Source organism: Cobetia sp. 3AK (assembly GCF_029846335.1).
Lineage (GTDB): Bacteria > Pseudomonadota > Gammaproteobacteria > Pseudomonadales > Halomonadaceae > Cobetia > Cobetia marina.
Map to the genome: position 1 here is coordinate 36,364 of NZ_JARWKR010000003.1, position 20,357 is coordinate 56,720.

The 20,357-nt window shown below is 62.8% G+C and carries 14 protein-coding genes and 2 tRNA genes; 5 read left to right on the plus strand and 11 right to left on the minus strand.

Features of this window, described 5'->3' with window-relative positions; all coding sequences use genetic code 11:
• Positions 1 to 4: 4 nt before the first annotated feature.
• From QD228_RS04990 to sdhC, 5 genes are all read right to left on the minus strand, one after another.
• Positions 5 to 2,839 (minus strand): 2-oxoglutarate dehydrogenase E1 component, encoded by a 2,835-nt coding sequence (locus tag QD228_RS04990; protein ID WP_077379225.1) that lies wholly within the window; start codon positions 2,837 to 2,839, stop codon positions 5 to 7.
• Between the two features lie 228 nt (positions 2,840 to 3,067).
• Positions 3,068 to 3,772, minus strand: coding sequence for a succinate dehydrogenase iron-sulfur subunit (locus tag QD228_RS04995; protein WP_077379223.1), 705 nt, complete (start codon positions 3,770 to 3,772; stop codon positions 3,068 to 3,070).
• A 114-nt stretch (positions 3,773 to 3,886) separates the two neighbouring features.
• Positions 3,887 to 5,659, minus strand: a complete 1,773-nt coding sequence (gene sdhA, locus QD228_RS05000; protein WP_077379221.1) for a succinate dehydrogenase flavoprotein subunit — start codon at positions 5,657 to 5,659, stop codon at positions 3,887 to 3,889.
• A gap of 3 nt (positions 5,660 to 5,662) precedes the next feature.
• Complete coding sequence (sdhD, locus tag QD228_RS05005) at positions 5,663 to 6,010, minus strand: succinate dehydrogenase, hydrophobic membrane anchor protein (protein WP_077379219.1); 348 nt, start codon at positions 6,008 to 6,010, stop codon at positions 5,663 to 5,665.
• Positions 6,004 to 6,381, minus strand: coding sequence for a succinate dehydrogenase, cytochrome b556 subunit (gene sdhC, locus QD228_RS05010; RefSeq protein ID WP_043333108.1), 378 nt, complete (start codon positions 6,379 to 6,381; stop codon positions 6,004 to 6,006). The genes sdhD and sdhC overlap by 7 nt, the downstream gene beginning before the upstream one ends.
• 391 nt (positions 6,382 to 6,772) lie before the next feature.
• On the opposite strand from sdhC, the gene gltA reads away from it, so the two are divergent.
• Both gltA and QD228_RS05020 read left to right on the plus strand, forming a co-directional pair.
• Positions 6,773 to 8,059, plus strand: a complete 1,287-nt coding sequence (gene gltA, locus QD228_RS05015) for a citrate synthase (protein ID WP_077379217.1) — start codon at positions 6,773 to 6,775, stop codon at positions 8,057 to 8,059.
• A gap of 239 nt (positions 8,060 to 8,298) precedes the next feature.
• On the plus strand, positions 8,299 to 9,186 hold the full coding sequence (locus QD228_RS05020; protein ID WP_077379215.1) for an NAD(P)-dependent oxidoreductase: 888 nt from the start codon (positions 8,299 to 8,301) through the stop codon (positions 9,184 to 9,186).
• Positions 9,187 to 9,761: 575 nt separating this feature from the next.
• On the opposite strand, the gene QD228_RS05025 is transcribed toward QD228_RS05020, so the two are convergent.
• The 3 genes from QD228_RS05025 to gltX form a co-directional block, all read right to left on the minus strand.
• Positions 9,762 to 9,837 (minus strand) — tRNA-Glu (locus tag QD228_RS05025).
• Between the two features lie 18 nt (positions 9,838 to 9,855).
• A tRNA-Ala gene (locus QD228_RS05030) sits at positions 9,856 to 9,931 on the minus strand.
• Between the two features lie 196 nt (positions 9,932 to 10,127).
• The gene (gene gltX, locus QD228_RS05035; protein ID WP_077379213.1) at positions 10,128 to 11,603 is read right to left on the minus strand and encodes a glutamate--tRNA ligase; all 1,476 of its coding nucleotides are present in this window, start codon (positions 11,601 to 11,603) and stop codon (positions 10,128 to 10,130) included.
• 301 nt (positions 11,604 to 11,904) lie between these two features.
• Here gltX and cydD point away from each other — a divergent pair, with 301 nt between their 5' ends.
• From cydD to QD228_RS05050, 3 genes are read left to right on the plus strand one after another with little or no spacing between them, the layout of a single operon-like run.
• Positions 11,905 to 13,716, plus strand: a complete 1,812-nt coding sequence (cydD, locus tag QD228_RS05040) for a thiol reductant ABC exporter subunit CydD (RefSeq protein ID WP_279874656.1) — start codon at positions 11,905 to 11,907, stop codon at positions 13,714 to 13,716.
• A complete protein-coding gene (gene cydC / locus QD228_RS05045) occupies positions 13,713 to 15,536 on the plus strand; it encodes a thiol reductant ABC exporter subunit CydC (protein ID WP_279874658.1) in 1,824 nt (607 codons plus the stop codon). The genes cydD and cydC overlap by 4 nt, the downstream gene beginning before the upstream one ends.
• A gap of 25 nt (positions 15,537 to 15,561) precedes the next feature.
• Positions 15,562 to 16,446 (plus strand): short-chain dehydrogenase, encoded by an 885-nt coding sequence (locus QD228_RS05050; RefSeq protein WP_279874659.1) that lies wholly within the window; start codon positions 15,562 to 15,564, stop codon positions 16,444 to 16,446.
• An 18-nt stretch (positions 16,447 to 16,464) separates the two neighbouring features.
• Here QD228_RS05050 and QD228_RS05055 read toward each other — a convergent pair whose 3' ends face one another.
• The 3 genes from QD228_RS05055 to QD228_RS05065 form a co-directional block, all read right to left on the minus strand.
• Positions 16,465 to 17,364 carry a LysR family transcriptional regulator gene (locus QD228_RS05055; RefSeq protein WP_043333112.1) on the minus strand — a complete coding sequence of 300 codons (900 nt, stop codon included), beginning with the start codon at positions 17,362 to 17,364 and terminating at the stop codon, positions 16,465 to 16,467.
• A gap of 435 nt (positions 17,365 to 17,799) precedes the next feature.
• Positions 17,800 to 18,852 (minus strand): magnesium/cobalt transporter CorA, encoded by a 1,053-nt coding sequence (gene corA / locus QD228_RS05060; RefSeq protein WP_279874661.1) that lies wholly within the window; start codon positions 18,850 to 18,852, stop codon positions 17,800 to 17,802.
• Positions 18,853 to 19,650: 798 nt separating this feature from the next.
• Positions 19,651 to 20,205 (minus strand): carboxymuconolactone decarboxylase family protein, encoded by a 555-nt coding sequence (locus tag QD228_RS05065; protein WP_077379203.1) that lies wholly within the window; start codon positions 20,203 to 20,205, stop codon positions 19,651 to 19,653.
• Positions 20,206 to 20,357: the final 152 nt, after the last annotated feature.

The window sequence follows — 20,357 nt, forward strand, 5'->3', positions numbered from 1 at the left end:
GCCTTTACTTGTTGAAGGCGTCGTCGACCAGCTGGCGCTGCTGTTCGTTATGAACGGACATGTAGCCCGCGGCAGGCGCCGCAGAGGCCGGGCGTCCGGCGAAGGCCAGGCTCATGCCGAGGCCCTGACGATGCTGATCAGCGACCTGACGCATGTGGTGCTGACTCTGATACCAGGCACCCTGGTTGAGCGGCTCTTCCTGGCACCACATCACCTGCTCGAGATTCTCGTAGTCGGCGATGGCGGCCTGGAGCTCTTCCTTCGGGAAGGGATAGAGCTGCTCGACACGGATGATGGCAACGTCTTCACGGCCCTGCTCGGCGCGATAGCCTGCCAGGTCGTAATAGACCTTGCCGGCACACAGCACGACGCGCTTGACCTTGGAAGCTTCAAGATTGCCCTTGTCGGCCAGCACCATCTCGAAGCGGCCATCGGCCAGCTCGTCGAGGGTGGAAGTCGCTTCCTTGTGACGCAGCAGTGACTTGGGCGACAACACGACCAGCGGCTTGCGCAGCGAGCGGATGACCTGACGACGCAGCAGATGATAGATCTGCGCCGGCGTGGTCGGCATGCACACCTGCATGTTGTGCTCGGCACACAGCTGGAGATAGCGCTCGAGGCGCGCGGAGCTGTGCTCCGGCCCCTGCCCTTCGTAACCGTGCGGCAGCAGCATGGTCAGACCGCACAGGCGGCCCCACTTGCTCTCGCCGGAGGAGATGAACTGGTCCATCACCACCTGGGCACCGTTGGCGAAGTCACCGAACTGGGCTTCCCACACCACCAATGCCGTCGGCATGGTCGTGGCGTAGCCGTATTCGAAGGCCAGCACCGCTTCCTCGGAGAGGTAGGAGTCATGGATGGTGAAGGTCGCCTGACCATCCTTGATGTGCTGCAGCGGCACGTAGGTATTGCCATCATTCTGGTTGTGCACCACCGCGTGACGGTGGGAGAAGGTACCACGACCCACGTCCTGGCCAGTGATGCGTACCGGATGGTCGGCATCCACCAGGGTGGCGTAGGCCAGCGTCTCGGCGAAGCCCCAGTTCAGCGGCATGCCGCCGGCGGCCATCTTGCGACGGTCTTCGTAGATCTTGTTGACCTGACGCTGGACCGAGACGCCGTCCGGCACTTCGCACATCTTGTTGGCGAGCGCCTGCAGCTGCTTCATGTCCATCGAGGTATCGGCATCGCCGGTCCACTCGTGGCCCAGGTACGGCGTCCAATCGACGAACAGACCGGTATTCGGCTGCTTCACGAGGGCATTGGCGACGTGATTGCCGGCATCGAGATCCGCGCGGTACTGATCCACCAGCTGCCGGGTCTCTTCCTCGCTGAGCACGCCTTCCTCGACCAGACGCTGCGCATACTTCTCGCGAGCGGTCTTCTGGGACTTGATCTTGGCGTACATCAGCGGCTGGGTGCCGGACGGCTCGTCCGCCTCGTTGTGACCGCGCTTGCGGTAGCACACGAGGTCGATCACCACGTCACGCTTGAACTGCTGGCGATAGTCGATGGCGACCTGGGCGGCGTGCAGCACGGCGTCCGGGTCGTCACCATTGACGTGGATGATCGGCGCCTGAACCATCTTGGCGATGTCGGTGCAGTATTCGGTGGAACGCGCGTCATCGGCACGCGAGGTGGTGAAGCCCACCTGGTTGTTGATGACGACGTGAACGGTACCACCCGTCTTGTAGGCACGGGTCTGCGACATCTGGAAGGTTTCCATCACCACGCCCTGACCGGCGAATGCCGCGTCACCGTGGATGGAAATCGGCAGTACGCTGTCACCCTCGGCGTCTTCACGACGATCCTGACGGGCACGCACCGAGCCCTCGACCACCGGAGAGACGATCTCCAGGTGCGACGGGTTGAACGCCAGTGCCAGGTGGACTTCGCCGCCCGGTGTCATGACATTCGAGCTGAAGCCCTGGTGGTACTTCACGTCACCGGAGCCCTTGGCGATCTGCTTCTTGCCGTCGAATTCCTCGATCAGCTCGGACGGGCTCTTGCCCAGCAGATTGACCAGCAGGTTGAGGCGGCCACGGTGAGCCATGCCGATCACGACTTCCTTGGTACCGTACTTGCCGCTGCGCTGGATCAGCTCATCCATCATCGGAATGAAGGATTCGCCGCCTTCCAGACCAAAGCGCTTGGTCCCCGGGTACTTGCTGGCGAGGTAGCTCTCGAGACCTTCGGCCGCGGTCAGACGTTCCAGCACGTGATGGCGGACATCGCGTGAGAAGTTCGGCTTGGAACGCACGGACTCGAAACGCTGCTGCAGCCAGCGCTTCTCTTCCGTATTGACGATGTGCATGAACTCGGCGCCGATGCTGCGGCAGTAGGTCTGCTCCAGCGCGGCGTGAATTTCCTTCAGCGGTGCAACGTCCTTGCCGAGGAACAGCGAGCCGGTCTGGAACTCGACGTCCATGTCAGCGGAGGACAGCTGGTGGAAGGAAAGCTCAAGATCAGGAATCGGTGCCGGCTTGCGCAGACCGAGGGGATCGATGTCCGCCTTCTGGTGGCCACGGAAGCGATAGGCGTTGATCAGCTGAAGAACACGAACCTGCTTCTTGTTCTCGCTGCTCTCGCCCGCCGAGACAGCCACCGAGCGGCGACTGTTGCGACCCATCTCGTAGAACTGCTCACGGATCGGGGTCAGCGGAACATCCTGGGAGGGGCTGCCGTCATGACGCGGCAGAGTATCAAAGTAGTTGCGCCACTCGTCGGGAACCTCGTTCGGGTCGACAAGATAACGCTCGTAGAGATCTTCTACGTAGTGGACATTCCCGCCGCTCATATGGGAAGTGCGCCACATCAACTCCATTGTGCCTTCTTGCATCTCTCGGTCACCCTGACTGATGGGGTGGGGTAGGCGCCGGACAAGCGCTGTCGGCGTCACTCGATTATGCCCTGTATGGCGAAACCATGGAGGCCTTCACCATCTGAGTCTTCTTTTATCGTCAAAAGCCGGTGCACAAGGCACCGGCTCCAGCAAGCTGTGCGCTGCGACAAGGTGTGACACCCTGCCGCAGCTGACGTGCAATCATAACAAGCTAGCGCTCGGCTTTTAAGTGGCGTTTGCCAGCAAAAGCTCACGAATCTTGCCGATGGCACGTGTCGGGTTCAGACCTTTCGGGCAAACCGCGACACAATTCATGATTCCGCGACAGCGGAATACGGAGAACGGGTCGTCCAGTTCGCTCAGACGCTCCTTGGTGGCCGTATCACGCGAGTCGGCCAGGAAGCGATAGGCCTGCAGCAGACCACTCGGACCGACGAACTTGTCCGGGTTCCACCAGAAGGACGGGCAGGCCGTCGAGCAGCAGGCACACAGGATGCATTCATAGAGACCGTCGAGCTTGTCGCGGTCTTCCGGCGACTGCAGACGCTCGATGGCCGGGGCCGGCGTGTCGTTGAGCAGGTACGGCTGGATGCGCTCGTACTGCTTGTAGAACAGGCTCATGTCGACGACCAGGTCACGCACGACCGGCAGGCCCGGCAACGGACGCAGCACCAGCTTGTTGTCCTTGACGACTTCGGACAGCGCGGTGACACAGGTCAGGCCGTTCTTGCCGTTCATGTTCATGCCGTCGGAACCACAGACACCTTCGCGGCAGCTGCGACGATAGGCCAGCGAGCTGTCCTGTTCCTTGAGCATTTCCATCACGTTCAACACCATCAGGTCACGGCCCTGGGTGTCGACCTGAAACTCCTGCATGTACGGCGCAGTATCGGTTTCAGGGTTGTAGCGGTATATGGATACCTGAAGCATGGTTTCCCCTCCGGGCAAACGGGTCAGGTGCGTGCGATGCCCTGCACGCACCTGGATCACGGCGAACTCAAACGAGCGTGAACTCGAGCGAGTGCGAACTGGTGCTTGTCAGACTCAGTAGGTACGAATCTTCGGCTCGAAACGCTCGACGGTCTTCGGCGCGAAGTTCACGTCACGCTTGCCGACACGCTTCTCGTTCGGGAAGAACAGAGAGTGCTTGAGCCAGTTCTCGTCATCACGATCCGGGAAGTCGTAACGGGAGTGGGCACCACGGCTTTCCTTGCGGGTCAGGGCCGCAATGGCGGTGGCTTCCGCCACTTCCATCAGGTTGTCCAGCTCAAGGGCTTCGATACGCGCGGTATTGAAGACCTGGGACTTGTCAGCCAGACCCGCCTTGGCGATACGCTCACGCAGCTCGGACAGCTGCTTGACGCCTTCTTCCATCTTGTCTTCCTGACGGAAGACGCCGAAGGAGTTCTGCATGATCTGCTGCAGTTCGCGCTTGAGTTCCGGCACGGACTCGCCGCTTTCGGACTCGTTCCAGCGATTCAGGCGCACCAGGGCAGAATCGATGTCGCTCTGGGTCGGCTCGAGGTACTCGATGCCTTCGTTGAGCGCGCTCTCGATGTACTTGCCCGCCGCACGGCCGAAGACGACCAGATCCAGCAGCGAGTTGCCGCCCAGACGGTTGGCACCGTGAACGGAGACGCAGGCCACTTCACCCACGGCATAGAGGCCGTTGACGATGCGGTCGGTGCCGTCTTCATTCTGCGCGATGGCCTGACCGTGCACGTTGGTGGCGATACCGCCCATCATGTAGTGACAGGTCGGCACGACCGGGATCGGCGCGTTGGTCGGATCGACGTGCGCGAAGGTCTTGGACAGCTCGGAGATACCCGGCAGGCGCTTGTTGAGCACTTCCTCACCGAGGTGATCCAGCTTCAGGAAGACGTGATCGCCATTCTCGCCACAACCACGACCTTCGAGGATCTCCATGACCATGGAGCGCGCGACGACGTCACGGCCCGCGAGGTCCTTGGCATTCGGCGCGTAACGCTCCATGAAGCGCTCGCCGTCCTTGTTGACCAGGTAGCCACCTTCACCACGGCAGCCTTCCGTGACCAGCACGCCCGCACCGTGGATACCGGTCGGGTGGAACTGCCACATTTCCATGTCCTGGACCGGCAGGCCGGCACGCAGTGCCATGCCGATACCGTCACCGGTGTTGATCAGGGCATTGGTGGTGGAGGCGTAGATACGGCCCGCACCACCGGTGGCCAGAACGGTGGCCTTGGACTTGACGACGACGGTCTCGCCAGTCTCGATGCACAGGGCAATCACGCCGACGATGTCGCCGTTGGCATTCTTGACCAGGTCGATGGCGTACCACTCGTCGAGGAAGACGGTGCCGTTTTTCAGGTTGGCCTGATACAGCGTGTGCAGCAGCGCGTGGCCGGTACGGTCAGCCGCGGCGCACGTACGTGCTGCCTGGCCACCCTTGCCGAAGTCCTTGGACTGGCCACCGAACGGACGCTGATAGATGCGGCCATTGTCGAAGCGAGAGAACGGCAGACCCATGTGCTCCAGCTCGAAGACCGCCTTCGGGCCTTCGGTACACATGTATTCAGCCGCGTCCTGGTCAGCGATGTAATCGCCGCCCTTGACGGTGTCATACATGTGCCAGCGCCAATCGTCGTTCGGATCAGCAGAGGCGATGGCACAGGTGATACCGCCCTGGGCAGAGACAGTGTGCGAGCGGGTCGGGAAGACCTTGGACAGCACGGCAGTCTTCTTGCCGGACTGGGACAGTTCGAGACCGGCACGCAGGCCAGCGCCGCCGCCGCCGATGATGATCGCGTCGAATGTCAGGCTACGCATGGTGGACATGTATCAGGCTCCCCACAGGACTTGAACGCCCCAGACCAAGAAGATGAACAACGCAAGGATGACGAAGACCTGGAAACCGAAGCGCAGCGCGGTCGGCTTCATGTAATCGGTCGCCACGGTCCACAGACCGATCCAGGCGTGTGCGGCAATCGCGATGAATGCCATCAGAGAGAAGATGCGCATTGCCGTGTTCTCGAACAGACCACTCCAGGTGGCGTAATCGAGGTTCGGGTGCAGCAGGAGATAGCCGACCATGAACACGGAATAGGCTGCCAGAACCACGGCAGACACACGCTGCAGCACCCAGTCAGACAGACCACTGCGACTGAAATTGGTGATGTTGTTTACCATACCCAGACTCCCGCCAGGACCACGAGAACGGCACTGATCACGACAGTGACCTGCGCCTTGCGATTCGCACTTTCAAGTTCGACACCAATATCCATGTCCATCAGCAGGTGCTTGATACCTGCCACGAAATGGAAACCGAGGGCAGACAGCAGACCCCAGGCCACGATCTTGGCAAGGAAATTGGTTGCCAGGGTGTCACGCACTGCCTCGAACCCTTCCGGGGAGGACAGCGAGGCATCGAGTGCCCACAACGCGAACACCAGGCCCACGAACAGAATCACGCCGGTAATACGGTGAGTGATTGAAGTAAGGGCAGGGAGAGGGAATTTGATCGTCGTCAGATCGAGATTTACGGGTCGTTTGCTATTCACGGCTCTTACACACTCTCTTGGCCCAACACGGACGCAAGCCCGCAGGGGCGGTGGTTTGAGGAAGGGTCTCGGGCGCAGGCCATCCACGGTACCGAGCCGAATTTCCCGCCAGTCGCGCGACGGAGGATTATAGGGGTTGGCCATTGGCATGACAAATGACACGACGTCGCATAGCCGCAACCACGAATTGCACAAAATGCGGCGATCAGGACGCAACCTGAAGGGCATGGAACGACAAACGTCGGGAAACTGACGCACAGCGCAGCATCGCACGTCTCTACGCCGAGTGGCGAATTGACAATCTTTGGCGGGCTTCTATAGTGGGCGGGATTGATGCAAGCCCGGCATGGCAAGCAAGTCAAAGAGTTACGCGAATAATGAGGAGGTCGGCATGACTGACAAGAAAGCGACACTGACGGTAGACGGTATCGACAAGACCATCGAATTTCCGGTCTATTCCGGCACGCTCGGCCAGGACGTCATCGATGTCCGCGGCCTGACCGCCGAAGGCATGTTCACCTACGACCCGGGCTTCGTCTCCACCGCCGCCTGCGAATCTTCCATCACCTTCATCGATGGCCAGAAAGGCGTCCTGCTGCATCGCGGCTACCCCATCGACCAGCTGGCCAAGAGCTCCAACTATATAGAGCTGTGCTACCTGCTGCTGTTCGGAGAGCTGCCGAACAAGGAAGAGTACGACAAGTTCGCGCAACTGATCGGCAACCACACCATGGTGCACGAGCAGATCGTCAACTTCTTCAAGGGCTTCCGTCGTGATGCCCACCCGATGGCGATCCTGTGTGGCGTCGTCGGTGGCCTGGCCGCCTTCTACCACGACAACCTGAACATCAACAACGAGAAGGAACGCTACGTCAGTGCGGTGCGCCTGATCGCCAAGATGCCGACCCTTGCGGCCATGTGCCACAAGTACAACATCGGCCAGCCGTTCATGTACCCGCGCAATGACCTCTCCTACGGCGAGAACTTCCTGTACATGATGTTCGGCAATCCGTGTGAGGAGTACAAGATCAACCCGGTGTTCGCCAAGGCGATGGACACCATCTTCATGCTCCACGCCGACCACGAGCAGAATGCCTCGACCTCCACCGTGCGTCTGGCAGGCTCCACCGGTGCCAATCCGTTCGCCTGCATCAGCGCCGGCATCGCGGCACTCTGGGGCCCGGCACACGGCGGCGCCAACGAGGCCGTGCTCAACATGCTCGATGAGATCGGTGAGGATTCCGAGGAGAACATCCAGCGCTTCATCGACAAGGCCAAGGACAAGGATGACCCGTTCAAGCTGATGGGCTTCGGTCACCGCGTCTATCGCAACTTCGATCCGCGCGCCAAGGTCATGAAGGAGACCTGTGACGAGGTGCTGGAGCAGCTGGGTATGGCCGACGATCCGCAACTCAAGATCGCCAAGCGTCTGGAGCAGATCGCACTGGAAGACGAGTACTTCATCGAGCGCAAGCTGTACCCGAATGTCGACTTCTACTCCGGCATCATCCTCAAGGCGATCGGCATCCCGACCAACATGTTCACGGTCATCTTCGCCATGTCACGCACCATCGGCTGGATCTCCCACTGGAACGAGATGATCGCCGGCGGCCATCGTATCGGCCGCCCGCGCCAGCTCTACACCGGCCACCCGCAGCGCGACTACCCGGCCAAGTAAGCCACGTCGCACCCCGGCAGCCGACCGAAACCGCCTCTCAGGAGGCGGTTTTTTCGTTTCTGACGCCCCTGCCCTGCTCGCCTGCCTCACGCCCCTGTCACCCCTCCTGCACAAGCCATCAGTCATATACAGTCCCTCGCCCCACGCCAGACGTGCTAGCGTAATGTCACGCGGTACCGACACCGCCGTCATGCCCAGCAAGTCCGCCTTTCGCTGATAGATGGCCAGGAGCCCTTCGCATGTCAGAGACACACGCAACGCCACGCATTGCCGCCTTCATCGGACTCGGCGTCATGGGTCACCCCATGGCCGGCCACCTGACACGCGCAGGATGGGAAGTGCGCGTCTACAACCGGACCCGCTCGCGCGCCGAACAGTGGTGCGAGGAGTACGGTGGCACCCATCACGCCACGCCGCGAGAAGCCGCGGAAGGCGCCGAGATCGTGCTGATGTGCGTCGGCAATGATGATGACGTGCGCAGCGTCACCTACGGCGCCGATGGCGTACTGGCCGGTCTGTCGGAGGGGGGACTGCTGGTGGATCACACCACGGCCAGCGCTGATCTGGCGCGAGAGCTGTCCGTGGCGGCGCGCGAGCATTCGGTCGGCTTCGTGGACGCCCCCGTGTCTGGCGGCCAGCAGGGGGCCATCAATGGCGCGCTGACCATCATGTGCGGCGGTGACCCGCAAGATTACGAGCGCGCAGCACCGGTACTGGCGCATTACGGGCGCATGGTGAAGCGTATCGGGGAGACCGGCGCCGGCCAGACCACCAAGATGGTCAACCAGATCTGCATCGCCGGACTGGTTCAGGCGCTCTCCGAGGGACTGCACTTCGCCGAGCAGGCGGGACTGGATCGCGAGGCGGTGATCGAGGTGATCTCCAAGGGCGCAGCGGGCTCGTGGCAGATGGAGAACCGGCACGCCACCATGATCCGCGATGAGTACGAGCACGGCTTCGCCGTCGACTGGATGCGCAAGGACCTCGACATCTGTCTGGCGGAGGCACGCCGCATCGAGGCAAGCCTGCCGGTGACGGCGCTGGTCGATCAGTTCTATGCCGACGTCCAGAGCATGGGGGGCGGCCGCTGGGACACCTCCTCGCTGCTCAAGCGCCTGGCCAGATGAGGCGAGCCCTCCCCTCTCGAAGCGGCCTCGCCCGCGTCATCGCGCAGCGAATCGGGCACTGAACGAATGACGTCCTGCTAGCCGTGCAAGCCGCCCGATGAAAAGCGCCGATTCCAGCGTCAGCGAGACGTTGGAATCGGCGCTTTCTTGATGCCGCATTGCAACAACCCTGTCACCGTCACGCTGCGCTGCCTTTTTCCACACTATCTGTGGATAACCTCGTTGATAACCCTTAGACAAGCGCTTCCAACCTGCATGACAGCGGGCTTACCAACAGATTGCACAATTTTTAACCAGCTTATAAGCCATTGATATAAAAGAAAATTTTGGCATGCAAGAGCAAGCGCAGACCGGATGGCCGCACTTCGAGGGGGAGTATGAGGAAAGTTCACGTCCTGGCCGCGCAGTGGACAACACAACAGCGATGTCAAGGGCGACTTGGGGATAACATGCGTTTCGGGCGACACACCGGCTGTGCATAAGCCGAAATCAGAGACAAAAAAAACACACCCCGCAAGGTGTGCTTTTTGTTGACTTCCCGAGGCCATCACAGGCGACTCGAGATGTCAGAAGAGTGGCGTCCCATAGGGGGTTCGAACCCCTGTTACCGCCGTGAAAGGGCGGTGTCCTGGACCACTAGACGAATGGGACGCAGTCGCTTGAGAAACTTGGTGGAGCCTAGCGGGATCGAACCGCTGACCTCAACACTGCCAGTGTTGCGCTCTCCCAGCTGAGCTAAGGCCCCGTCTCTCAAGAACGAGGCGTATATTACTGACCCGCCTCGTAGTCGTCAACTTCTTTTTCACACAATTCCGTCGCGCGGCGCATCAGGCCCACCAGGGCAGTCCGACAGCGCCTTGAGAAGGCTCAGCGCCCTGCTGCAGCGCATGCCCCCATGACACACGTTCGCCATGGGGGCCCTTCAGGCATCACTGACACCCTTACAGCTCGCGATATTCCTTCTCGAAGCGCTTGGCAGCCTTCTTGGAGACGCCGCCCAGCACTGCCACGGCATGACGCAGACGTGCACGGGTCATGTCGGAACCGAGAATGACCATCGCATCCATCACCGAGGTGGAGGTCGCCGAGCCAGTCACCGCCACGAACACCGGCGCCAGGAAGTCCTTCATCTTGAGTTCGAAGTGCTCGGACAGCAGCTTCACTTCCGCCAGCAGGTGCTCCTTGTCCCAGGTGCTCACGGCCTCGAGCTTCCAGGTCAGGAACTGCATCTGACGCACCAGGTCTTCGCCCTGAAGCTTGGCCTTGGCGAAGTCGTCCGGCGTGATGGCCGGCAGTCCGGAGAAGAAGTGCCCCGCCAGCGGAATCGCCTCGGACAGCGTCTCGATGCGCGGCTTCACTTCCGGCAGGATCTGCTTGACGTAGGACTCGTTGAAGGCCCACTGACGCAGCTCGCTCAGCAGCTCGTCCTCGGACAGGTCACGGATGTAGAGACCGTTCAGCCAGCTGAGCTTCTCGACATCGAACACCGGGCCGCCAAGGGAGACGCGCTGGATGTCGAAGTGCTCCTGCATCTCGCTCAGCGTGAACTTCTCGCGCTCGTCCGGCATGGACCAGCCGAGACGCCCGAGATAGTTGATCACGGCTGCCGGCAGATAGCCCATGCGGCGGTAATACAGGATGGACGTCGGGTTCTTGCGCTTGGACAGCTTGGTCTTGTCCGGGTTGCGCAGCAGCGGCATGTGGCAAAGCTCCGGCATCTGCCAGCCGAAGTATTCATACAGCAGCTGATGCTTGGGCGCCGAGTTGATCCACTCCTCACCGCGCATCACGTGGGTGATCTCCATCAGGTGATCATCCACCACGTTGGCCAGATGGTAGGTCGGCATGCCATCGGACTTGAGCAGGATCTGCGCATCGACCTGGGCCCAGTCGACCTCGATCTCGCCGCGCAGCATGTCCTTGACCACACAGGTACCGCTTTCCGGTACGTTCATGCGGATGACGAAGGGCGCACCCGCCGCTTCACGACGTGCCACTTCCTCGGCCGGCAGGGCGAGATCGGACGGCTTGAGCGCCATGTGCAGACCTTCAGCCTTGCGGGAGTCGCGCAGCTCATCCAGCTCCTCGCTGGTGCGGAAGCACTTGAAGGCGTGGCCGGCATCGATCAGTTGCTGGCAATGCGCGGCATAGATGTCGCCACGCTCGCTCTGGCGATACGGACCATGGGGGCCGCCGACATCCGGACCTTCCGACCATTCGATGCCCAGCCAGCGCAGCGAGTCGAGAATCATCTGCTCGGACTCACCGGTGGAGCGGGTCTGATCGGTATCCTCGATACGCAGAATGAACTCGCCACCGTGCTGACGAGCGAAGCACTGGTTGAACAGGGCGATATAGGCAGTGCCGACGTGGGGATCACCAGTCGGCGACGGTGCGATACGCGTACGAACGGTCATGTGGAGTCCAGTATTTCAGGGGGAGTGTCAAGAAGGGTGTCGAAAAGCGTCTCGAGATGACGGCCGGGCGCGAGGCGCGACAAGATCTCGAACCAGCCTGGCAAGTGGTGCCCGGCCAACACGCTTCAATTCGGCAGCCTGTACTGGGGGCATATTATACGCAAGGTGAAGATGTGCGACAGTGCGTCACCGTGTGCCAACGCCTCCACGGCGGTAAGCTGACGCCCGATGATCGTCCGCCGTGACGCCTGGCGCCCGCGCCTTCTCACCACCCCCTCTGCCACCACCGGCAGGAGCCAGCATGTCCCGAACCACCGCCTCGTCTGATGTTGCCTCCCCCCTTGACGCTGACGCCTCGTCGCCTGAGTTCGTGCCACGCCGCTGGCTGGAGACCCTGGCCCGAGCTGGCGGCCACTGGCCGAACATCGCCATCGGCTGCGCCCTGCTCTCGACCCTGGTGCTGCTGGCACAGGCGTGGAGCATCGCGCGCCTCGCCCAGGGCGTGGCGATCGAGCGCGAGTCGCTCATGACACTGTGGCCGGCCATCGCGGTACTCGCCGCCAGCCTCTCGCTGCGAGGCGCGCTTGGCGGGCTGCGCAGCTACGCTGGCACCCGTGCCAGTCAGCAGATCCGTCGCCGCCTGCGAGAGCGTCTATTGCAGCGCTTCGCCGAACTCGGCCCGCTGTGGGTGCATCGTCAGCACCGCGCCAGCCTCGCCAACCGTGTCTGGGACCAGGTCGAGTCGCTGCATGGCTATTACGCCGATTTTCGCCCCCAGACTCGCCTGGCCGGGCTCATCCCGTTGCTGCTGCTGGCGGTCGTCTTTCCGCTCAACTGGGCGGCGGGCCTGATTCTGGCGATCACCGCCCCGCTGGTGCCCATCTTCATGATTCTGGTCGGGATCGCGGCGCGCAAGCGCTCCCGCGAGCAATTCCAGGAGATGGACCGCATGGGGCGCCACTTCATGGACCTGCTCACCGGCCTGAAGACCCTCAAGCTGTTCGGCAGCGCCAGACGCGGCGCCCAGGTCGAGGCCGTCAGTCACGCCTTTCGCAAGCGCACCATGCGCGTGCTGCGCCTCGCCTTCCTGTCCTCCACGGTGCTGGAATTCTTTACCGCCGTGTCCATCGCGCTGCTGGCGGTCTATCTCGGCTTTCACTTCCTCGGTCATCTGCAGTTCGGCACCTGGGACGAGGCACCGCTGACGCTGCAGACCGCCCTGTTCATTCTGGTGCTGGCACCCGAATTCTATCAGCCGCTGCGCGAGCTGGGCGTGCATTATCACGCCAAGGCCGAGGCCGAAGCGGCCGCGCTCGACCTGGCGCCGATCGTCGGTGCCACCCCCTTCTCCCGTCAGCAGACGCCCGACGGCGTGAACACCGCGCCGCCTCACAGCGCGACCCGGCCCATCGCCCTCAGCGCCCTGAGACTGCAGGACGTGAGCGTGCGCCATGCCGGCCAGCTCCCGGACACGCCCCCCGCGCTGGGCCCGCTGTCACTGCAGATCGCCGCCGGTGAACGAATCGCCATCACCGGCTCTTCGGGGGCAGGCAAGTCGACATTGCTCAACCTGCTGCTGGGCTTCGTCGAGGTCGCCGACGGCATGCTGTCTCTGAATGGACATCCCTTGACCCAGGGTCTCCCGGCCGGCACGGCCACCTGGGTGGGCCAGGAAACGGTGGTCCTGTCCGGCACGCTGGCCGACAACCTGCGACTGGCGAAGCCTCAGGCCAGCGACGACGAACTCGAGGCCGCGCTGGCCAAGGCCGACCTGTCCACATGGCACGCCAGCCTGCCCCACGGACTCGCGACACCGCTTGGCGAGGGCGGTCAGCCACTGTCCGGTGGGCAGGCACGCCGCCTGTCGCTGGCGCGCGCCTTCCTGCATGATGCGCCGCTGGTGCTGCTGGACGAACCCACCGCCAGTCTGGATGCCGAGAGCGAGGCACGTGTGATCCGGGCACTGCAACGCCTCGGCGAAGGCCGCACCCTGCTGCTGCTCACACATCGTCCCGAACTGCTGCCACTCTGCCAGCGGCTGATCCGTCTCGAAGGCGGCCGCCTGGTGGAAGATCGGCACCTGCAGGCCACCAGCCCGCGAGGTGATGCATGACACCCCCTGACGTCCCCCCGACCGCCCGGCCACCATCGCTTGGCGAACTGAGTCCCTACCTGGCGTTGATGCGCGAGCACCGGGGCTGGCTGGGTGTCGGCACCCTGCTGGCGCTGATCACCCTGCTGGCAGCCACCGGGCTGCTGGCGCTGTCGGGATGGTTCCTCTCCGCCACCGCCGTGGCCGGCGTGAGCGTCGCGGCCACCCAGGCCTTCAACTTCTTCACTCCCGCGGCTGGCGTGCGCGGACTGGCACTGGCGCGCACCGCCGGACGCTATGGCGAGCGCGTCACCACCCACGAAGGCACGCTGCGCCTGCTGGCCAGCCTGCGTCGTCGTCTGTTCGACGCCATCGAACCCCTCTCCCCCGCCGCTCTGCAGCGTGCCGGGCAGGGCGAGCTGATGACGCGTCTGGGCGCGGATGTCGATGCCCTCGACAGCCTCTATGTGCGCGTGCTGATTCCGTCACTGGTGGCGGTGTGTGCCATCCTCGCCGCCGGTACGCTGATCGGTGTCTTCGCGCCGACATTGGCGCTGATCACCGTGCTGGGGCTGGCGCTGACCGGGGGTCTGGTGCCGTGGCTGGCCTGGCATCTTGGCAGCCGCGATGCCATGCGCCATCAGGCCTCCGCCAGTCACCTGCGTGCCCGTCTGCTGGAGCGACTGCAGGGCCTGGGCGAGCTGGTCATCTACGGACGCTGGCAGGCAGAGCTTGCCAGCCTGGCGGAGCAACAGGCCGAGCGTGATCGCATCGAGCGCTCCCAGGCGCGTCGTCAGGCGCTGGCCACCTGGCTGAGCCATACGCTGCTGGGGCTGACGCTGGCAGGGGTCGCCCTGCTCGGCGTCATGCAGATGGCGCCCCAGACGCAGACGGCTGTCGGTGACGTGACCGCCCATGCCGGCGAGCTGCTCGACGGCCGCCTGCTGGCGCTGTTTCTGCTGGCGATCCTCGGTGCCTTCGAAGCCCTCGCCCCCCTGCCGCTGGCCTGGCAGGGGCTGGGCCGCTGCCTGTCGGCGGCCGCGCGCCTCAACCAGGTACAGGCCGATACCCCGGCGCCACAGTTTCCGGAGGACTCCGCCGCCGCCACGCCTGTCGGGCATGAACTGGTGATCCATGACCTGAATGTCGCGCATGGCGACACTCAGGTGCTCGAGCAGCTGTCGCTGAGCCTGGCAGCGGGCGAGCATCTGGCCTTGCTTGGCCCCTCCGGCAGCGGCAAGAGCACCCTGCTGGAAGTGCTCAGCCGCTTCCATGCCCCGAATTCCGGCAGCATTCATCTGGGCGGTGTGGCGCTTGAGTCGCTCGACGAGGCCACACTGCGCGCAAGCTTCGCCGTCTGTCCGCAGGACACGCATCTGTTCTGCGCAAGCTACGCTGACAATCTGCGCCTGGCCGCGCCTGAGGCCAGTGATGAGACACTCATCCACATGCTGGAAAGCCTGGGGCTTGGCGAGTGGCTGGCCCGACAGCCGCAGGGGTTGGCCGGTTTCCCGGACGAGGGGGGCCGTTCGCTGTCCGGAGGCCAGCTGCGTCGCTTCGGCGTGGCACGGGCGCTGCTCTCGCCCGCCCCGATCGTGCTGCTCGACGAGCCCTGTGAAGGTCTGGATCGCGAGAGTGCCGAACGGGTGATCAGCGCGATTCTCACGGCCTGCCGGGGACGCAGCCTGATCATGATCACCCATCAGCCGCTGGGGCTTGAGCGCTTTGCGCGTCTGGCACTGCTGGAAGAAGGGAGACTCAAGGAAGATGCCACGCCGATCACACTGCAGGCCGACTCGCGGCTGGCACGCCTGATGGCGCGCACCACGAATCAAGCCTGACTTGAACGCTTTCGCGGGAGGGACGATGACGGAATCCACACTCAAGGATCAACCACTGGCCGCTGACACCTTTGCACGCCTCCCACAGGGCTTCACCGCTCTGGTGACGGGTGCCGGGGGTGGTATCGGACGCGCGATGCTCGAAGAGCTGCTCGCCCACGAACGCTGCGGCCGGGTGCTGGCGGTCAGCCGTGACGTCTCGCGTCTGCCGGCACATCCCGCACTTGCCTCACTGCAGGCTGACCTGACCACCGACGAGGGCATGGCGCGGCTGGCAGACTGGCTCCGCGAGCAACTGGATGACACGGGGCAGGAAGAGAACAAGGAGAAGGAGAACAAGGAGAAGGAGAAGCACGAGGAGAACGAGCCCAGGCCAGGCCAGCCACCGGCACTGACCCTCAACACCATGGGGCTGCTGCATGAGGAAGCCTTTGAGCAGCACGCGGCACTGTGGCCCGAGAAACGTCTCGAGGATCTCGACATGGCCGCGCTGACGCGCCTGCATCAGGTCAATGCCTTCGTCCCGGCCCTGTTGCTGGGGATGCTCGCGCCACGCCTGCGCCGGCGCACGCCGCTGATCTTCGCCTCGCTCTCGGCGCGGGTCGGCTCGATCAGCGACAACCGCAGTGGCGGCTGGTATGCCTACCGTGCCAGCAAGGCCAGTCACAACATGCTGCTGAAGACCGCCGCCATCGAGATCGCGCGCCGCAATCCCGAGGCTGTGCTGGTCGCGCTGCATCCGGGCACCACCGATACCGGGCTTTCGGCCCCCTTTCAGGCGCGGGTCCCCGAGCACAAGCTGTTCACGCCAGGCTACGTGGCGCGTCGCCTGCTGCGGGTGGCGGGTGAGCTGTCGCCAGAGGACAGCGGCGGCTTCCGTGACTGGGCCGGCGAGCCGATCGACTGGTGACGGAAGCTGCGGGGGCGATCAGAGCTGCAGATGCTCCTGGAACCACTCCGTGATGAAGTCGAGATAGGCACGCGTCTTGTCGGGCAGGTACTTGCGTGAGCGGAACAGCACCACCATCGAGCCATGCTCGTTCCAGTAGGGCTGCAACAATGGCACCAGTTCACCGCTTTCCACTGCTGCGCGGGCCGAGAAGGTCGGCAGATAGGCGAGACCGAAACCGGCCTTGGCCGCCTCCACCACGCCGAGCAGATTGTTGATCACCAGCCGCGACTCCGGCTCCACATCGAAGGGCTGCCCGTTGAGCGTGAAGCGCCAGTGGGCACCCAGATCGTAATTGCCGTAGAAGATGGTATCGAAGGCGCGGATGTCCTGCGGCTGCACCGGCGGGGCATTGACGCGCGCCAGATAATCCGGTGCCGCATACAGGCCATAGACCACCTTGCACAGAGGCCGCGAGACCATCGAGGAATCCGGCAACGGTCCCATGCGAATCGCCAGATCCACCGACTCATCGATGGGCTCGAAGCGCTGATCCTCCAGCAGGATCTCGACGCTGACGTCCGGATAACGGCGCATGAAGGCGGTGGTCGGGGCGGCCAGATACATGAAGCCGAACGACACCTGCGCCGAGACCTTGAGCTGGCCCATCGGCTGGGAGGTGACGGACTGCACCCGCGCCTCGGCGGATTCCAGCTCCTCGCGGATGCGCAGCCCGTGCTCGTAATAGATGCGCCCCGCCTCGGTGAGGTGCAGCTTGCGGGTCGAGCGATTGATCAGACTCACCCCCAGCTGCTCCTCCAGTGCCGCCACGCGCTTGGACGCCAGCGACTTGGAAATTCCCAGGCGTCTCGCGGCGGCCGTGAAGCTCGCCGCTCGTACCACCTCGACGAAGACCCGCAGGGCATCAAGCGTCGCCATTCCATACTCCAGAGTTGATTCAGCTCCAGACGCCCATTGACGAGCGTCCTGCGTGACCACGCGAACATGTTTCCATATTGGAAACCCTAGTTTTCGATTGTACGCGCTTATTCTCCAAAGCGCGTCGCCCTATACTGGGCACCTCGAACATGCGGGAGCAGACGCGTCGCGGCATCGACCGTCTGCTTCCGGACTAGACCGTGAAGCGTCTGGCCTGCGTGGCGCAGTCAGGCGATTCAGGTTCGCGCTCAGGTAGTTGCACTGCTCATCCCACCGGGTCCCGGTGACTGGTCTGCATGGCGACACCCGCACGCGCGGTTTCGCCGTCGGCCCATCCCGGGCCTCGGTGGCGATCTTCAGTGTAGTAATGCAAGCTATTTGCGCGCCTGGCCGTCTCACGACGCCAGGCGCTTTTTTTTGCCTTTGATCAGTGACTTACAACCACTTCTTCCACTTGAAGAACAGGTAGGTCGAGAGAGCCGATGCCCCCATCAGGCACAGCGCGAAGGGATAGCCCCAGTCCTTGTCCAGCTCCGGCATCCAGTGGAAGTTCATGCCGTAGATGCTGGCGATCAGGGTCGGTGGCATGAACACCACTGCCGCGACCGAGAAGATCTTGATGATGCGGCTCTGGTCGAGGTTGGTGAAACCGATCGAGGCATCCAGCAGGAAGTTGACCTTCTCGAAGATGAAGGTGGTGTGCGGATTGAGCGAATCCACATCGCGCAGCATGTCGCGAATTTCCTGACGCCGAGCCTTGTGATGCGGCTCGGCGGGCAGATGGCGCGTCAGCTGACGCAACAGCCGCTGACTGTCCAGCAGGGCCTGGCGCACCTTGTCGTTGTAGCGCTCCTGCAGCAGGATGCCATGCAGGGTGTCCTCCAGCGATTCAGGGTGCACCGCCTGCTTGCCCAGTACCTCCAGCGCGCGATAGATGTCCTCGATCTCATCGGCCAGGTAATCGACCTTCATCGCCAGCAATGCCAGCAGCACGTCCCAGCCATCCTGGGGACTCAGGCGCTGGCGACGCAGATGATTGCGGAACAGCCGCAACAGCCCGATCTCCTCGTGACGCATGCTGATCAGCTGCCGCCCATGCAGATGGAAGGCGACGTTGGCGGTCTGCGGTTCGCGCCCCCTGCGATGGGGAAACAGCGAGACGACATGGATGCCATCGCCGGCCAGATAGAATCGCGAGGACGACTCGATCTCCTCGAGCTCCTCGATCTGCGGCAGCTCCACGCTGAACTGCTCGCTCACCCAGCGCTGCTCGGCCTCATCGGGCTGGCAGAGGTCGATCCACAGCACATCGCCACGCACCAGTACCGGAGGTGCCAGCTCATCACTGGCCAGCCGCTCGGCATGCAGGGCGCTGGCCTGCTCATGGCTGTCGGCGAGCTGCGGCGCCTCGCCGTCGGACATGTCGGGCAGCACGATCTGCTCGCCACGCAGGCGCCCGTCTTCATGAAGGCGGTAGAGGGTAATCATACACGGTCCCGTGTGAATGACCTGAAGGAAGGGCCATTCTAGACGAGATACCGGGAGTGCGGGGCCTGACAGAGGCAGGAGAAAGGCACGACAGACGCTGACAGCCGTGACACCGCCAAGAAAAAGGGCGACTCGAAGAGTCGCCCGAAGACCGTGACTAGCTTGATGAGGAGAAACCTGAACAGGGGCCTGACTCCGCTGCTCTGGCCATCGCGTTCCATGGCGGGAAGCGATGACCCAAGATTATGCCCTGACAGATCGTCCGTCAATACCAATGAGAATTATTTTCATTAACCATTGAGACAGCGTTTATCTCACCATCACGGCTGGCCTCCATCGATGAGCTGACGTATCATGCCGCCAGAATATCAAGGTCGTGACTGGCCTGATGAGACGCCCGCCTCGGACCTGACATCCACACTCTGGCGGGCACGAAGCACCGCTCGACTCGCAAGCCTTCCTCCCTGTCATTGGCAGAGGGAAAGCGAATGACTCGAGAAGCGCTTCCGGACGCCTCCCTCGTGCAAGCGAAGGAGGCGTCTTTTTTTGCGCATGAAAAAAGCGGCTCACCCGTGAGGGGAGCCGCTGGCAAGGACCGTAAAACGTCTGATGAGAAGCCTCCCGGAAAGGGGCCTGACTCCACTGACCGGGGCACCGCTGCCCATGGCGGGGAAGCGATGGCCCCAGATTAGGTCGCGAGCACGCGTCCGTCAACACTAATGAGAAATATTTTCATTAAGATTGAGTGACGGCGCGCTTCACCCCTCTCGCAGGTCATGCATCATCCGTTCTGCGGCTTCAGCCTTGCTTGTGCCATTCAAACTTCTTGAACGGCTCGTCGATCGGCGTCTCGGCCAGGTGATTGGTGTAGTTGCTCATCACCTTCTGGGACAGGCCAAGAACCACTTCCAGCACGTTGCGCTTGGTGTAGCCGGCATCGAGGAAGGTCTGCACGGTAGCGTCATCGACGAAACCACGCTCACGCACCACGGCCAGCGTGAAGGTGCGCAGGGCTTCCAGGCGCTCGGTCGGCAGCGGCGTCTCGTTGCGCAGCGCCTCGGTGATGGCGTCATCCACCTTCATCGCCTTGGCGATACCGGTGTGTGCCGGCACGCAATAGTGACAGTTGTGCTCGACATTGATGGTCTGCCACACCACGGTGGTCTCTTCATCATTGAAGCTGCTGTCGAGGAACAGCTGGTGCAGTACCTGATAGCCTTCCAGCAGGCCCGGCGCCTCGGCCATCACGGCGTGCAGACCCGGCACCATGCCGAAGGCCTTGACGGACTTGTCGAGCAGCGGCTTGCTGTCCTGCGGGGCGGTATCGGCAGTGTGCAGCGTGAAATCGGTCATGATGACTCCTTCAATATGATGGACGAGATGAGCGCAATGGCAGGGCTGGGGAGGCGTCGTGAACGTCGTCGCTACCCATGATGATGAGCAATTGCTCAAAAAAAGACCTGCTCATGCGCTTCACTACGTTGTCGTGGGACACACTAGCTGGA

What these genes read in the sequence shown, in the direction of transcription:
- sdhD (WP_077379219.1), bottom strand. Translation starts at nt 6,010, where the DNA reads ATGGTAAACAACATCACCAATTTCAGTCGCAGTGGTCTGTCTGACTGG.
- QD228_RS05065 (WP_077379203.1), bottom strand. Translation starts at nt 20,205, where the DNA reads ATGACCGATTTCACGCTGCACACTGCCGATACCGCCCCGCAGGACAGC.
- gltX (WP_077379213.1), bottom strand. Translation starts at nt 11,603, where the DNA reads ATGACCGTTCGTACGCGTATCGCACCGTCGCCGACTGGTGATCCCCAC.
- gltA (WP_077379217.1), top strand. Translation starts at nt 6,773, where the DNA reads ATGACTGACAAGAAAGCGACACTGACGGTAGACGGTATCGACAAGACC.
- QD228_RS05050 (WP_279874659.1), top strand. Translation starts at nt 15,562, where the DNA reads ATGACGGAATCCACACTCAAGGATCAACCACTGGCCGCTGACACCTTT.
- cydC (WP_279874658.1), top strand. Translation starts at nt 13,713, where the DNA reads ATGACACCCCCTGACGTCCCCCCGACCGCCCGGCCACCATCGCTTGGC.
- QD228_RS05020 (WP_077379215.1), top strand. Translation starts at nt 8,299, where the DNA reads ATGTCAGAGACACACGCAACGCCACGCATTGCCGCCTTCATCGGACTC.
- QD228_RS04990 (WP_077379225.1), bottom strand. Translation starts at nt 2,839, where the DNA reads ATGCAAGAAGGCACAATGGAGTTGATGTGGCGCACTTCCCATATGAGC.
- corA (WP_279874661.1), bottom strand. Translation starts at nt 18,852, where the DNA reads ATGATTACCCTCTACCGCCTTCATGAAGACGGGCGCCTGCGTGGCGAG.
- QD228_RS04995 (WP_077379223.1), bottom strand. Translation starts at nt 3,772, where the DNA reads ATGCTTCAGGTATCCATATACCGCTACAACCCTGAAACCGATACTGCG.
- sdhA (WP_077379221.1), bottom strand. Translation starts at nt 5,659, where the DNA reads ATGTCCACCATGCGTAGCCTGACATTCGACGCGATCATCATCGGCGGC.
- cydD (WP_279874656.1), top strand. Translation starts at nt 11,905, where the DNA reads ATGTCCCGAACCACCGCCTCGTCTGATGTTGCCTCCCCCCTTGACGCT.
- QD228_RS05055 (WP_043333112.1), bottom strand. Translation starts at nt 17,364, where the DNA reads ATGGCGACGCTTGATGCCCTGCGGGTCTTCGTCGAGGTGGTACGAGCG.